Genomic DNA, 13,476 nt, shown 5'->3' with positions numbered 1-13,476 from the left:
AGTGAATAAACGGACGCCTTTACACATCGCCGTAACGCGTTCTCTCACCGAGCCATCGTCGCACCAGAGCGCGGACAGTCTCCGGATGAACCATCAATCCCGGCGCCATTTTCCGAACTGGCTCAATCCAGCCCTTGTCGCGTTCGAAGTCCGCCAGACGAAACTGCATCATACCGGTCTGCCGGGTACCCAATACTTCGCCCGGCCCCCGAATCTCCAGGTCTTTCTCGGCAATAAAGAAGCCATCCTGGCTGTCCCTGAGCGCCTGCAGCCGGGCCTTGCCATTGGCGGACAAAGGCGGGTGGTACATCAGGACACAGAAACTTGCCTGCTCGCCCCGGCCAACACGACCACGGAGTTGATGCAACTGGGCCAGCCCCAGGCGTTCCGGGTTTTCAATGATGATCAGCGACGCGTTGGGGACGTCCACCCCAACCTCAATCACCGTGGTCGCGACCAGCAGGTCCAGCTCGCCAACTTTGAACTGCTCCATCACCGCCGCCTTTTCCTGAGCCTTTAGCCGGCCATGCACCAGCCCCACTTTCAGGTCCGGCAATCGCTCGGCAAGCTCCTGGGCAGTCACCTCCGCGGCTTGACACTGCAGAGCCTCGGACTCCTCGATCAGAGTGCACACCCAATAGGCCTGTCGACCTTCCCTGCAGGCGCCCCGAACCCGTTCAATCACATCTTCCCTGCGGCTGTCGGGAATCACGATGGTTTCGATCGGCTTCCGTCCTGGAGGCAGTTCATCAATCACCGAGGTATCGAGATCGGCATAGGCGCTCATGGCAAGCGTACGGGGAATGGGTGTTGCGGTCATGATCAACTGGTGAGGTGCCAGTGAGCCACCGACACCCTTTTCCCGCAAGGCCAGCCTCTGGTGTACGCCGAAACGATGCTGTTCATCGACGATGACCAGGGCAAGACGATGGAACCTGACGTCGTCCTGAAACAGGGCATGGGTGCCGATCACCACGGCGGCATCCCCTGACTGGACCGCTTCCAGCGTTTCCGTCCGGGTCTTTCCTTTTACCTTCCCGGATAGCCACGCGAGACGGATGCCCAGAGGCTCCAGCCATGCCCGGAAATTCTGAAAATGCTGTTCGGCAAGGATTTCGGTGGGCGCCATCAGGGCTACTTGTGCACCGGCGCCAATAGCCTGCAACGCCGCCAATGCCGCGACGACGGTCTTGCCCGAGCCAACATCGCCCTGAACAAGCCGGAGCATCGGCAGTGGCTGGCTCAGGTCCTGACGGATGTCGGCCAGCACATGGCGCTGGGCACCGGTGAGTGCAAAGGGCAGGGAACCGAGGAAACGCTCGGGCAAATCCCCCGTGGGCAGGAGCGGGAGCGCTTCACGGGCCTGAATCTGTTCACGCACCTGGAGCAAGCTCAGCTGATGGGCCAGCAGTTCTTCCATCACCAGGCGCTGTTGCGCCGGATGGCGCCCTTCCATAAGCAGGTTGACCGGCGCGCTGGCTGGCGGGGAATGCACCAGCTGGACAGCTTCGGTGATTCCGGGCAGCTGATACTCGGCCAGCAGGTTTCCGGGCAACCAGTCACGGATCGGGAACCGGTCAAGATAGCCCAGAGCCTGCTGGCAGAGCGAGCGAACGCGTGGCTGCTGGATGCCCTCTGTCAGCGGGTAAACCGGGGTCAGGGTCGCATCACCTTCCGCCGGCATGGGCGGCGGATTGGTCTGGTACTCCGGGTGGTAGAACTCATAACCTGCGCGCCCGGGCCGGACTTCGCCAAAGCAGCGAACCCTGGCGCCCTCGCTAAACTGGTTTTTCTGGGCCGCGTTGAAATGAAAAAAGCGCATCACCAGAAACCCGCTGTTATCCCGGAGGGTTACTTGCAAACTGCGTCTGCGACCCATGATCAGGTCCGCTTTCATAACCTCCCCTTCCACCACGGCCACGTCACCGATGCGAAGACTTCCCATGGGTATTACCCGGGTTCTGTCTTCGTATCGGTGAGGCAGGTGAAACAGCAGGTCCTGCAGGGAGATAATACCCAGCTTGGCGAGCTTTTCTGCCAGGGCGTTTCCTACGCCCTTGAGCTGGGTGACCGGTATGTCATCCAGTGACGTCATAGTCAGGCTCAGGCGCTTTCGGCCACAACTGGTGTGTCTGTTTTCGCCTTTTCGATTACCCGGCACTGGCTGGCAGCCAGGGAAAGCACATCAATAGCCTTGGGCCGCGGGAACGTGACCCGCCAGGCCAGAGCCACCGTGCGGAACGGCACCGGGGGCGCAAACGGTCGAACGGCCAGAATGTCCTCGTGGTACTGCATGGCGGTGGCGGCCGAGAGCGGTAACACCGTAATACCCAGGCCGGAAGCGACCATATGGCGAATGGTTTCCAGAGAACTGCCTTCGGTCACCAGCGCCGGTGAGCCGTTGTTTGCCCGGTGGGTTACGGCTTCTACCAGGGGTGGGCAGGATTCCAGAACCTGATCCCGGAAACAGTGTCCGGGCCCGAGTAATAGCAATTGCTCCTTGGCCAGCTCGTCGGCAGTCAACTGCTCCTTGCTGGCCAGCGGATGTCCCGCGGGCAGCAACACTACGAACGGTTCGTCGTAGAGCGGCAGGGTAACTACTTCCGGCTCCTCGAACGGCAGGGCAATAATAATGGCATCCAGCTCAGACTGCCGGAGTTTCTGCCTCAGGTTGGCGGTATAGTTCTCTTCGATATAAAGCGGCATTTCCGGGGCCGCACGCCTCAATTCGGGGAGCAGGTGTGGGAACAGATAGGGACCGATGGTGTAGATCGCACCGACCTTCAGAGGCGAATTGAGCTGGTTCTTGCCATCCTGAGCCATGTCTTTGATCAGGCCGACCTGATCGAGCACCCGCTGGGCCTGCTCGATAATGCGCAGACCGGTTTCGGTCACGCGGATGCTGCTTTTGCTTCGCTCGAATAGAGGGATACCGAGCTCGTCTTCCAGCTTTTTCACAGCAACACTGAGCGTTGGCTGGCTGACATGGCAACGCTCTGCAGCCCGGCCAAAATGCCTTTCGCGGGCCAGCGTAACGACGTATCGTAACTCGGTGAGAGTCATGGTGAGCTCCGGTCAGATAGATGCGGGTCGAAGTTTCACGAATTTATGAGGTAAAGCATAAGGATTGAAATTGTCTATGGCAATCACTGAAAGTCGTAAGACGCCCCGAATTCTCGTTGCCGGTTGCGGCAAACTCGGTGGCGCCATTGCCAGCCGGCTGACAACCTCGGCCACCGTGTTTGGCCTGCGGCGAAATCCCGGGCTTGTTCCCGAGGGCGTTCACGGCATTGGCGCCGATCTGACCAGGCCTGAGACCCTGGCCCGCAAACTTCCTGCTGATCTCGATATCATCCTCTATTGCCTGACGCCCTCCAGCTACGACCAGCAGGGCTATCGCGATGCCTATGTGACTGGCCTGGAAAATTTGTTGGCGGCCGTCGGCAGTCAGTCTCTGAAGCACCTTTTCTTTGTGAGCAGCAGCAGTGTCTATTCACAGGATGACGACAGCTGGGTAGATGAATCCAGCCCCACAGAACCGGCCCGGTTCAGCGGCGAGCAGGTCCTGGCCGGTGAACAGACCGCATTGGAAAGCGGCCATCCGGCGACAATCATTCGATACAGCGGCATTTACGGGCCTTCACGGCGGCGTTTTCTCGAGGAGGTCCAGGAGGGGCGCATGAATCCGGCGAAGCCAGCACCGTTCAGTAACCGGATTCATGAGGAGGATGCAGCGGAGGCCGCTGCCCACCTTGTGAAGCTGGCACTTTCGGGAGCGTCACTGGAGACCTGCTACCTTGCCAGCGATTGCGAGCCGGTAAGACTTGATGAGGTAGTAGATTGGGTGCGGCAGCAAACGCCCTGCGCCGATCCGCAGCCTGATGCCCGGAAAGGTGGCCGGGCCGGGAGCAAACGCTGCAGCAACAAGCGACTGCTGGGCACCGGCTTCCAGTTCCGCTACCCGGATTTCCGTGCCGGCTACCGCGCCATGATTGACCAGGGATGAGCCTTCGGCATTAAAAAAGGCGGCCAAGGCCGCCTTTTCTCAATTCAGGTGTTCTCAGGTCTTAGCTGAGCACCATCACCGCTTCCATTTCAATGGGCACTCCCTTGGGTAGCGCCGCGACACCTACCGCCGCTCGGGCCGGATACGGTTCCTGGAAATAGGTGGCCATGATCTCGTTGACCGTGGCGAAATTGGCCAGGTCTGTCATGTAGATGTTCAGTTTCACAATGTCCTTCAGCTCGCCACCGGCGGCCTCGCAAACGGCCTTGAGGTTATCGAATACCTGCCGGGTCTTGGCAGAGAAATCGCCGGCGACCACTTCCATGGTTTCCGGCACCAGCGGAATCTGGCCAGACAGGTACACGGTATCCCCTGCCTTTACCGCCTGGGAGTATGTGCCGATCGCCTGGGGCGCATTCTCGGTCTGAATTACGGATTTGTTGGTCATGACCCTTGGTTTCCTCTCTTCCAAAACGCCAATCCTCGCCCTTGCGTGGCGCGCCTGTCAACCGGGCTTTGGTCGGGGTCAGTGCCGCACACGGCTGATGTGGGTAATCGCACGAATGTTGCGGATCCGGCGCATCACCCGGGCCAGGTGCCGGCGACCATTAACGTGTACCACTAGACTGACAACGCCAAAGCGGGCGTTCTGCTCTTCCACGTTAATGCGCTCGATGTTGCCGTCCGCCATGGCAACCGCATTGGCCATCTCGGCAATCACACCGCGCTGGCGCTCCAGCTCTACCCGGAGCTCCACGGAAAATTCGTCGGTAATGTCCTTGGCCCATTTAAGATGCGTGAGGCGAGCCCGCCCCTCATCGTCCTCGGGCAACCGGGAGCAGGTATCGGAATGAATCACCATACCTTTGCCGGAATCCATCACCCCAACCACCGGGTCTCCCGGAATCGGTTTGCAACAGCTGGCGAACCGGACCAGAAGGCCTTCCGTGCCACGAATGGTCACCGGGCTATGATTGCCACCCTCGATATCCCTGGGAGCCTCAATGGCTTCGGCAACCTCTGAGCCGCTCGCGAGCTGACGAGCCACCAGATAGGCCATCCGGTTGCCGAGCCCGATGTCACTGATCAGATCATCAAAACTGTTCACCTGATTGTGGTTCACCACGGCTTGCTTCTGGGCGTCGCTGATCTCGGACAGTTTCGCACCAAACCCCTTCAGGGATTTCTTCAGCAGGGTGCGACCGAGCTCCAGCGATTCCGCGCGCTTCTGGCTCTTGAGCACGTGCCGGATACTGCTCCGGGCCTTGCCGGTCACCACGAAACTGAGCCAGGCCGGGTTGGGGCGGGCGCCGGGCGCAGTGATGATTTCCACGGTCTGGCCACTCTGCAGAGGCTGGCTGAGGGAACCCAGGTTGCGGTTGATTCGACAGGCTACGGTGGCGTTGCCGATGTCCGTGTGGATGGCATAGGCAAAGTCTACTGGCGTTGCCCCGCTTGGCAACTCCATGATGCGGCCTTTCGGGGTGAAAACGTATATCTCGTCCGGGAACAGGTCTACCTTTACATGCTCGATAAACTCCATAGAGTCATCGGCCCGTTCCCGCATTTCCATCAGCCCCTTCACCCAGCGGTCGACCCGGGCCTGGTTGGCGCTGGTCACGCTGCTGGGTTCATTCTTATACATCCAGTGCGCCGCAATCCCGTTATTGGCGATATGCTCCATCTCCTCGGTACGGATCTGGATCTCGATGTTCACGTGCATCCCGAACAGAGTGGTGTGGATGGACTGGTAGCCATTGGCCTTGGGCATGGCTATGTAGTCCTTGAAGCGGCCCGGGAGGGGTTTGTAGAGGCTGTGTACGGCACCAAGGATCCGGTAGCAGTCGTCTTCGGTATCGGTGATGATCCGGAACGCGTAAACGTCCATGATTTCATGGAAGGATTTCTGCTTGAACTTCATCTTGTTGTAGATGCTGTTCAAGTGCTTTTCCCGGCCCAGAATCCGCCCCGGCAGGCCGCGCTCTTCAAGCTTCTCCTGCAATTTGCCACGAATATCCTCGATGATTTCGCGGTGGCTGCCCCTGAGCTTGTCCACCGCTTTTGAAATGTATCTCGAACGCATCGGATACAGCGAGGTAAACCCCAGATCCTCGAGCTCGGTGCAGATCGAGTGCATACCCAGGCGGTTCGCGATGGGGGCGTAGATATCGAGGGTCTCGGTGGCAATGCGCTGGCGCTTCTCATAGGGCATGGGGCCCAGGGTGCGCATATTGTGAAGGCGGTCCGCCAGCTTCACCAGAATGACCCGAATATCTCTGGCCATGGCCAGAGTCATCTTCTGGAAGTTTTCAGCCTGGGCTTCCGCCCGGGACCGGAATTCGATCTGGGTAAGCTTGCTGACGCCATCCACCAGTTCCGCAACATCGTCGCCGAACTGCTCCGCCAGGGCATCCTTGGGAATGCCGGTGTCTTCGATCACATCGTGAAGCATCGCCGCCATCAGGCTCTGATGATCCAGACGGAGATCGGCGAGAATATGGGCGACAGCCAGGGGGTGAGTAATGTACCGGTCGCCGCTCTTACGCATCTGGCCCTCATGGGCCTGCTCGGCATAATAATAGGCGCGTCGCACCTGATTGATGCGAGTGGTATCCAGATAGGAACTTAGCTCTCGAGCCAGTCCTTCAACCGTAGCCTCTGCCGACACCGCGCCTCCACGACTTCATGAAATTCAGGGACAAAAAAACCCGAATGCACGCATCCGGGTCCTTCCAGAGTCCTTCCAGCAACGCTCTATAGCTACACTATAAAACCGCGGGGACAGATTTCAATGCTTCTCGCTTGCGGACAGATACTTATATACCCGGGTCCGCAGCTGGGTCACTCGTCGTCTTCTTCCTTGAGGAGATCACGAGTAATCTTGCCTTCGGCAATTTCGCGCAGAGCGATAACCGTGGGCTTATCATTTTCTTCAGCCACCATCGGCTCGGCACCCTTGGTAGCGAGCTGACGGGCACGCTTGGTTGCCAGCATTACCAGCTGGAAGCGGTTATCAACGTTTTCCAGACAATCTTCAACGGTAACTCGTGCCATAACTTCCCCGACTCATAAAATGACTGTTTCAGCAGACCGCACAGTTTACTGTGGCCGGTTCAATTTGTATACAGGAAAACCCCGTATCACGCCGGGCCGGACAATCCCGCCAGCAACGCTCGATGCCTTGGCTGCTGCACTTCCATGCGAAGGCGCTGGGCCCGGACAATCGCGAGCAGATCTCCGAGGGCCGCTTCGAAGTCGTCATTGACCACCAGAAAGTCGAACTCCACTGCGTGACGGCACTCTTCCTCAGCCTCGGCCAGGCGCCGCTCCACTATCTCCGGCGCATCGGTGCCACGCCCGACCAGTCGGTCGCGCAGCACTTCCGGAGAGGGTGGCACGATGAAAATACTGACACACTCGGGAATAAGCCGTCGCACCTGAGCGGCACCCTGCCAGTCGATCTCCAGGATCACATCCTGGCCTGTTGCCAGAGTTTCCCGAACCCATGCCTGGGAAGTGCCGTAGTAATTGCCGAAGACATCGGCGTGCTCCAGAAAGTCGCCCTCGCCAATCATCGCCTCGAACACGGTCCGGCTGACAAAGTGATAGTTCACCCCGTTCTGTTCGCCCTCCCGCATCGAGCGGGTCGTGTGCGAGACGGAAACACCGAGCTTCTCGTCATTGCGGAGCATTTCCGCCACAAGGCTGGTCTTGCCGGCACCGGATGGCGCGGAGATAACGTACAGAGTACCCTGCTCAACTGCCTGACTCATAACCCGAGAACTCCAAACCTGGACACGGCGGCCGCGTATTCCGGCCAGTAAAGCACGGAATTATACGGACTTTGGCAAAACACCGCACCCCACAAGGGCGTCAGCTGATACCATTTGCCTATCCACTGTTCAGCGACTGCAAGAACCCATGCGAACCACCATCGACATCACCGTGAGGCAGCCCGGCAAAGCCATCGACGCCCTGAGCGAGGCGGCCCCCGGGCTTTCGCGTCAGAAAATCAAGGACGCCATGACCAAAGGCGCCTGCTGGTGGACTCACAAAGGCAAACGCCTTCGGCTACGCCGTGCCACAAAGGAGCTGAAACCGGGTATCCGACTACAGCTTTACTACGACGAGAAGGTGCTTGAGAGGAAACCGGAAAAGCCGATTCTCCTTGAGAATGCGGGGCGCTACACCGTCTGGTTCAAACCTCATGGGCTACTTGCCCAGGGCTCGCAGTGGGGCGACCACTGCAGTTTGCTTCGCCTGGCCGAAATCCAGCTTGAGCAACCATGCCATCTGATCCACAGGCTTGACGCCGACGCTGCCGGGCTGATGCTGATCGCCCATGACTCGAAAGCGGCCGGCGCCCTTTCCCAGTGTTTTTCGGGGCGGACCATGACCAAACATTACAAGGCGCGAGTGGCCGGCCTTATGGACGCTCGGGAGCAGCTCGTTGATGCGCCCGTCGAGGGCAAGGCGGCCGTCAGCCGTGTATCAACGCTCGAGCTGGACGAAACCGGGGAAACTTCACTGTTGGAAATCAGTATCGAAACCGGACGAAAACACCAGATTCGCCGGCATCTGGCGGGCCTCGGCCATCCGATCATCGGTGATCGCCTTTACGGGCGACCGGCCGGCGTACCCTTGCAGCTCCTCGCCTTTTACCTGGAATTCGACTGCCCCCTGAACAAGCGCAAGATGACGTTCGAACTGCCGGCGGAACTGAGCGACCTCACACTGAATTGACCACCGGCGTAGAGATCCGGCTTATTCCAGATTCTGCACCTGCTCTCGCATCTGTTCGATCAGAACCTTGAGATCCACTGCAGTACGGGTAACGCCGGCATCAATGCTCTTGCTGCTCAGGGTGTTGGCCTCTCGATTGAGCTCCTGCATGAGAAAATCCAGCCGCCGGCCAATGGCATCTTCGCTTTTCAGAGTATCGGACACCTCACCGATATGGGCATCCAGCCGGTCCAGCTCCTCGGCCACATCGCTTTTCTGAGCCAGCATCACCATCTCCTGGGCAACCCGCTCGGCATCCAGTTCCACTTTGGCTTTTTCGAACCGATCTCGCAGCGCTTTCTCCTGCGCCTCGAGCAATTCCGGCATACGCCTACGGACGTCGGCAACGAGATCACCCATGGTTTTCAGGCGATCTTCGAACAGTGGCCGCAGGCGCTCCCCCTCCCGCTCGCGCACCGATGCAAGTTCGGCCACGGTTTGCTCGAACAGTCCGACGGCAGCCTCTTTTGCAGGGCTATAATCCTGTTCCGGCACTGACAGCACGCCCGGCCACCTGAGTATGTCCAGGGCATTGATGTGGGCCGGATTATCCAGAATCCGGTTGATGTGGTTGGCCGCCTCATTCACCGCCTGGGCCATGTCTTCGCTGATCTCGAAACTTTGCGAGCCTTTCTCTGCCGACTGCAAGCGCATGGAGACATCCACCTTGCCCCGCTTCAACTGCTTTCTCAGTTCCTCCCGGAACCGGTTCTCCAGCTCACGGAACGCTTCCGGCAGGCGGAAGGAGGGTTCGAGATACCGGTGATTCACGGTCCGGATTTCACAGGTCAACGTTCCCCAGTCTCCCTGGACGTCCTTGCGGGCAAATGCAGTCATACTTCGGATCATGTCAGCTCCGCTTCGATAGTGTTGTATTGATGAAGTTTAACAGGCTCTTAACAGCAACGGCGAACCGGACAAAAGGCCAACCCCAACGTGATATACTGACCGGCCTTTTCGACAAACGTTCGCCCGGGACTCGCTCCCGGACATTCAAAACTGACTTCAGGAAAAACTATGCGTCCAAGCGGCAGAACGCCCGAACAACCCAGAGATGTTCGAATCACCCGCAACTACACCCGTCACGCCGAAGGCTCTGTGCTGGTGGAATTCGGGGACACAAAAGTCATCTGCACTGCCTCCGTCGAAAACAAGGTCCCTCCGTTTCTGAGGGGTGAAGGCAAGGGCTGGATCACCGCCGAATACGGCATGCTGCCCCGCTCTACCGGCAGCCGAATGGGCCGTGAAGCTGCCCGCGGCAAGCAGGGTGGCCGGACCGTCGAAATCCAGCGCCTGATTGGCCGCTCCCTGCGTGCAGCGGTGGATCTGACCGCTCTCGGTGAACACTCCATCACCATTGACTGCGATGTCATCCAGGCCGATGGCGGCACCCGCACCGCAGCCATCACCGGCGGCTGCGTGGCACTGGTTGATGCCCTGAACCACCTGGTTGCTGACAAGCGCCTCAAGAAATCTCCGCTCAAGCAGATGGTCGCCGCGCTTTCAGTCGGTGTTTACAAAGGCACCCCGGTGGTGGATCTGGACTACCCGGAAGACTCCGAAGCCGAAACCGACATGAACGTCATCATGACGGACCAGGGCGGTTTCATTGAGATTCAGGGGACTGCGGAAGGTGCACCGTTCGACCAGTCAGAACTGGACAGCATGCTGACTCTGGCCAAACAGGGTATTGAGCAGTTGTTTGAGATTCAGAAGGCGGCGCTGGCAGATTAAGTTTGTTGCCCGCGTGTCCGGAGGGGGAAACCTTTCCCAGACTGTTGAGGGCCATGGATGGCCCGATTCAAGCGCACAGGGAAGTGCTTGTAGCGTGTCTGGGAAAGCGTTGCCGCGCAGGCGCCTTCCTCAGAGCTTAGAAGCCGATTTCGATGTCGTAATCCATGATCACCGGGGCGTGATCAGAGAAGCGGGTTGAGTCGTCAATCCAGCCATCTTCGATGGTCTTGCGGATTCCCGGTGTCAGCAGCTGGTAATCCACCCGGATGCCGGCATTCTTGCGGGAACCCTCGGCCTGCTCGGGCCACCAGGTGAACTGGTTGCTCTGCTTGTTGATCTCCCGGAAGCCGTCAACGCAGCCCATCTCATCGAACAGACGATCCAACCAGGCACGCTCGTGGGGCAAGAAACCAGAGAAATCCAGTTTGTGGTACAGCGGGCTGGCGTCGGTTACGTGATGAGCAGTCTGCAGGTTGGCGCAGAAGATGAACTGACGGCGCTTACGAAGGGTCTTTTGCATGTGCAGACCGAAGGACTCCATGAATTCGTCCTTGTGGTCGAGAACCGTCAGGTCGTCCTCGCCAATCAGCTCGTCCTCACGACCCAGCGCACAGGGCGCCAGGACGCAGGCAACCGAGACCTTGTCAAAATCGGCCTGAATGAACCGGCCTTCCCGATCGGCCTGTTCGTTGGCAAATCCATACATGATGGCCTTCGGGAAATGACGGGTGTAGATACCAACACCGCCATCTTCATTCTTTTCGCCATCAATAAAGTAGGCCTCGTAACCTTCCGGAATCAGGTTATAGTCCTCAATCTCGTAGGCCCGCATGCGATGGTCCTGGACGCAGACCACGTCAGCGTCCTGCTCCGCCAGCCAGTCGAAAAAACCTTTTTCAACAGCCTGGGCGAGGCCATTGACGCTGATTGATACTACCCGCATACGTGTTCCCTGATTCGGTTTGTGTGTATGATACCGTTTTTACGAGCTAATTAAAGATCAACACCCGCCAGAAGCCTTGTCATGCACGACTATCAGCAGAAATTTATCGAATTTGCCATCCGCCGAAATGTACTACGCTTTGGTGAGTTCACGCTCAAGTCGGGCCGAACCAGCCCCTACTTCTTTAACGCTGGCCTGTTCAATACCGGGGACGACCTGCTTCAATTAAGCAAGGCCTATGCCGCCGCGATCGCACGCAGCGGGCTGGATTATGACATTATTTTCGGCCCTGCCTATAAGGGCATTCCGTTGGCCACTGTCACAGCAATGGCACTGGCTACAGACGGTAACAGCAAACCCTTTGCGTTTAACCGCAAGGAAAAGAAAGATCATGGTGAGGGCGGCAATATTGTTGGCGCACCGTTACAGGGCAAAGTGCTGATTGTCGATGATGTGATTACCGCCGGTACCGCGATCCGGGAATCCATCGATATCATCCGTGCCGCCGGGGCCGAACCGGCAGGCGTGCTTATTGCGCTGGATCGTCAGGAAAAAGGCAATGGCGAGCTATCCGCCATCCAGGAAGTGGAGAAGGAATTCGGCATCCCTGTGGTGAGCATCATTCGTCTTGAGCAGGTGCTGGACTACCTTAAAGCCAACCCGGAATTTGCCGGGCATGCTGAAAAGGTAGCCAGTTATCGGGATCGCTACGGAGTCTGATTGATGACCAATCGTCTGACCGCAATCTCTGTCAAAGCAACGGCATTGGCGCTGGCTCTGGGTTTTTCTGCCCAAGCAGCAGCCAATATGTACCGTTACACGGATGAGAACGGCCAGATCGTAATCAGCAGCACCATCCCCCAGGAAGCCACCAAGCGGGGCTATGACATCCTGAGCAACAATGGCCGCGTGATCGAAACCATTCCACCGGCACCAACCGAAGAAGAAATTGCTGCCCGGGAAGCGGAAAAACAGCGCCAGAAGGAACTCGCAGAACAGCGCGAGCAAGACCGCGCGCTGCTGAAACGCTTCAGCCATCCGGATCAGGCCGCGAAAGCCATGCACCGGAAAATCCGCGAGCTAGAGGGTCTTATCCAGCTCAAGCGCGGCAATATATCGGTGATATCGAGCCAGCTGGATAACGAACAGAGTCGGGCCGCCAACATGGAGCGGGCCGGTCGCGAGATTCCCGAGGGCACGCTGGAGAAGATCCGGCGGCTGGAGGCCCAGATTCGCGACATTGAGCGGGAAATTGCCTCACAGACCCAGGAAATCGACGAACTACGAAAGGCTTTTGAGGACGACATCGAACGCCTGGAAGAAGTTACCGGCGAGGCACGAACTCTGCCACTGGATCACACCAAGACCGACAACTGATTCTGCACTGAAATTTCCGAGACCAAAAAAAAAGCCACCGGTGTTAGCCGGTGGCTTTTTCATTTCACTCACCTACCGATGAGGTGCTATCCACAATTCAGGCGGATGCAGTGCTCTTCTTGGCAGTGGAAGTGGTCTTGCGCGCAGTGGTCTTGCGTGCAGCCGTCTTCTTCGGCTCAACCGTTTTTTTCGCATCCTTCGCAGCGTCAGACACATCTTCCGCGGCTTCTGCAACTGCATCAGCGCCTTCGGCTGCTTCTTTTTCCAGCTTGGCGACCAGGTCACCAGCAAAGCTGCCAAAACGGCTGTTCAGGTTGCGCAGCTGATCGAACAGGCTATCGCTGTAGCCGTTGTAACGCTTGCGCAGGGTCTTCACGCTGTACTCGCGCGCTTCAGACTCGAGCTTCTCGGCGTAATCGAACGGCTTGGAAGCCAGCTTCTTCTGCTGCTCTTCAGCGGCGTTGATACCCTTGTCCACGATTTCCTGGAGCTGTTCCTGATAAGACTTGAGTTTACCCATGATAAATCCCCTTGGTTTCCTGAAAGTTCCAAGGCCCTGTCGAAACGAGTGCAACGAAGGCCTTACTTCAATCTCACCACCCAAGTTACGCCTTAAAATTAGAATGTTCATACT

Annotated in this window: 14 protein-coding genes; 5 read left to right on the top strand and 9 right to left on the bottom strand. The window is 58.1% G+C overall.

Annotation, left to right across the window (positions count from 1 at the left end; genetic code table 11):
- Positions 1 to 19: 19 nt before the first annotated feature.
- Together recG and ACP86_RS12670 are read right to left on the bottom strand one after the other, a co-directional pair.
- Entirely contained in the window at positions 20 to 2,095 is a 2,076-nt protein-coding gene (gene recG / locus ACP86_RS12675) for an ATP-dependent DNA helicase RecG (RefSeq protein WP_053114225.1), read from the bottom strand.
- An 8-nt stretch (positions 2,096 to 2,103) separates the two neighbouring features.
- Entirely contained in the window at positions 2,104 to 3,063 is a 960-nt protein-coding gene (locus ACP86_RS12670; RefSeq protein WP_053114223.1) for a hydrogen peroxide-inducible genes activator, read from the bottom strand.
- Between the two features lie 76 nt (positions 3,064 to 3,139).
- Here ACP86_RS12670 and ACP86_RS12665 point away from each other — a divergent pair, with 76 nt between their 5' ends.
- Positions 3,140 to 4,006 carry an NAD-dependent epimerase/dehydratase family protein gene (locus ACP86_RS12665; RefSeq protein WP_014575901.1) on the top strand — a complete coding sequence of 289 codons (867 nt, stop codon included), beginning with the start codon at positions 3,140 to 3,142 and terminating at the stop codon, positions 4,004 to 4,006.
- A 61-nt stretch (positions 4,007 to 4,067) separates the two neighbouring features.
- On the opposite strand, the gene ACP86_RS12660 is transcribed toward ACP86_RS12665, so the two are convergent.
- From ACP86_RS12660 to gmk, 4 genes are all read right to left on the bottom strand, one after another.
- Positions 4,068 to 4,454, bottom strand: coding sequence for a RidA family protein (locus ACP86_RS12660; protein WP_008169589.1), 387 nt, complete (start codon positions 4,452 to 4,454; stop codon positions 4,068 to 4,070).
- 78 nt (positions 4,455 to 4,532) lie between these two features.
- Positions 4,533 to 6,674: a RelA/SpoT family protein gene (locus tag ACP86_RS12655; RefSeq protein WP_053114221.1), complete on the bottom strand. Its 2,142-nt coding sequence runs from the start codon at positions 6,672 to 6,674 to the stop codon at positions 4,533 to 4,535.
- Positions 6,675 to 6,847: 173 nt separating this feature from the next.
- Positions 6,848 to 7,060 (bottom strand): DNA-directed RNA polymerase subunit omega, encoded by a 213-nt coding sequence (gene rpoZ, locus ACP86_RS12650; protein WP_008169593.1) that lies wholly within the window; start codon positions 7,058 to 7,060, stop codon positions 6,848 to 6,850.
- Between the two features lie 86 nt (positions 7,061 to 7,146).
- Complete coding sequence (gmk, locus tag ACP86_RS12645; RefSeq protein WP_008169596.1) at positions 7,147 to 7,779, bottom strand: guanylate kinase; 633 nt, start codon at positions 7,777 to 7,779, stop codon at positions 7,147 to 7,149.
- Positions 7,780 to 7,927: 148 nt separating this feature from the next.
- On the opposite strand from gmk, the gene ACP86_RS12640 reads away from it, so the two are divergent.
- Positions 7,928 to 8,749 (top strand): RluA family pseudouridine synthase, encoded by an 822-nt coding sequence (locus ACP86_RS12640; RefSeq protein WP_053114219.1) that lies wholly within the window; start codon positions 7,928 to 7,930, stop codon positions 8,747 to 8,749.
- 21 nt (positions 8,750 to 8,770) lie between these two features.
- Here the strand turns inward: ACP86_RS12640 and ACP86_RS12635 are convergent, their stop codons facing one another.
- A complete protein-coding gene (locus ACP86_RS12635; RefSeq protein WP_053114218.1) occupies positions 8,771 to 9,637 on the bottom strand; it encodes a YicC/YloC family endoribonuclease in 867 nt (288 codons plus the stop codon).
- A gap of 168 nt (positions 9,638 to 9,805) precedes the next feature.
- On the opposite strand from ACP86_RS12635, the gene rph reads away from it, so the two are divergent.
- Positions 9,806 to 10,522 carry a ribonuclease PH gene (gene rph / locus ACP86_RS12630; protein ID WP_008174211.1) on the top strand — a complete coding sequence of 239 codons (717 nt, stop codon included), beginning with the start codon at positions 9,806 to 9,808 and terminating at the stop codon, positions 10,520 to 10,522.
- A 136-nt stretch (positions 10,523 to 10,658) separates the two neighbouring features.
- Here rph and ACP86_RS12625 read toward each other — a convergent pair whose 3' ends face one another.
- Complete coding sequence (locus tag ACP86_RS12625; RefSeq protein WP_008174210.1) at positions 10,659 to 11,465, bottom strand: exodeoxyribonuclease III; 807 nt, start codon at positions 11,463 to 11,465, stop codon at positions 10,659 to 10,661.
- A gap of 81 nt (positions 11,466 to 11,546) precedes the next feature.
- Between ACP86_RS12625 and pyrE the strand changes: the two genes are divergently transcribed.
- Together pyrE and ACP86_RS12615 are read left to right on the top strand one after the other, a co-directional pair.
- The gene (pyrE, locus tag ACP86_RS12620) at positions 11,547 to 12,185 is read left to right on the top strand and encodes an orotate phosphoribosyltransferase (protein ID WP_008174208.1); all 639 of its coding nucleotides are present in this window, start codon (positions 11,547 to 11,549) and stop codon (positions 12,183 to 12,185) included.
- Between the two features lie 3 nt (positions 12,186 to 12,188).
- Positions 12,189 to 12,842, top strand: coding sequence for a DUF4124 domain-containing protein (locus ACP86_RS12615; protein WP_053114216.1), 654 nt, complete (start codon positions 12,189 to 12,191; stop codon positions 12,840 to 12,842).
- A gap of 97 nt (positions 12,843 to 12,939) precedes the next feature.
- On the opposite strand, the gene ACP86_RS12610 is transcribed toward ACP86_RS12615, so the two are convergent.
- A complete protein-coding gene (locus ACP86_RS12610) occupies positions 12,940 to 13,362 on the bottom strand; it encodes a hypothetical protein (RefSeq protein WP_014575893.1) in 423 nt (140 codons plus the stop codon).
- Between the last annotated feature and the right edge of the window lie 114 nt (positions 13,363 to 13,476).

The organism is Marinobacter sp. CP1 (assembly GCF_001266795.1).
Lineage (GTDB): Bacteria > Pseudomonadota > Gammaproteobacteria > Pseudomonadales > Oleiphilaceae > Marinobacter > Marinobacter flavimaris.
Note: the sequence above shows the minus strand (reverse complement) of the source record. Positions and strands in the feature narration are given on the sequence as shown.

What these genes read in the sequence shown, in the direction of transcription:
- recG (WP_053114225.1), bottom strand. Translation starts at nt 2,095, where the DNA reads ATGACGTCACTGGATGACATACCGGTCACCCAGCTCAAGGGCGTAGGA.
- ACP86_RS12670 (WP_053114223.1), bottom strand. Translation starts at nt 3,063, where the DNA reads ATGACTCTCACCGAGTTACGATACGTCGTTACGCTGGCCCGCGAAAGG.
- ACP86_RS12665 (WP_014575901.1), top strand. Translation starts at nt 3,140, where the DNA reads ATGGCAATCACTGAAAGTCGTAAGACGCCCCGAATTCTCGTTGCCGGT.
- ACP86_RS12660 (WP_008169589.1), bottom strand. Translation starts at nt 4,454, where the DNA reads ATGACCAACAAATCCGTAATTCAGACCGAGAATGCGCCCCAGGCGATC.
- rpoZ (WP_008169593.1), bottom strand. Translation starts at nt 7,060, where the DNA reads ATGGCACGAGTTACCGTTGAAGATTGTCTGGAAAACGTTGATAACCGC.
- gmk (WP_008169596.1), bottom strand. Translation starts at nt 7,779, where the DNA reads ATGAGTCAGGCAGTTGAGCAGGGTACTCTGTACGTTATCTCCGCGCCA.
- ACP86_RS12640 (WP_053114219.1), top strand. Translation starts at nt 7,928, where the DNA reads ATGCGAACCACCATCGACATCACCGTGAGGCAGCCCGGCAAAGCCATC.
- ACP86_RS12635 (WP_053114218.1), bottom strand. Translation starts at nt 9,637, where the DNA reads ATGATCCGAAGTATGACTGCATTTGCCCGCAAGGACGTCCAGGGAGAC.
- rph (WP_008174211.1), top strand. Translation starts at nt 9,806, where the DNA reads ATGCGTCCAAGCGGCAGAACGCCCGAACAACCCAGAGATGTTCGAATC.
- ACP86_RS12625 (WP_008174210.1), bottom strand. Translation starts at nt 11,465, where the DNA reads ATGCGGGTAGTATCAATCAGCGTCAATGGCCTCGCCCAGGCTGTTGAA.
- pyrE (WP_008174208.1), top strand. Translation starts at nt 11,547, where the DNA reads ATGCACGACTATCAGCAGAAATTTATCGAATTTGCCATCCGCCGAAAT.
- ACP86_RS12615 (WP_053114216.1), top strand. Translation starts at nt 12,189, where the DNA reads ATGACCAATCGTCTGACCGCAATCTCTGTCAAAGCAACGGCATTGGCG.
- ACP86_RS12610 (WP_014575893.1), bottom strand. Translation starts at nt 13,362, where the DNA reads ATGGGTAAACTCAAGTCTTATCAGGAACAGCTCCAGGAAATCGTGGAC.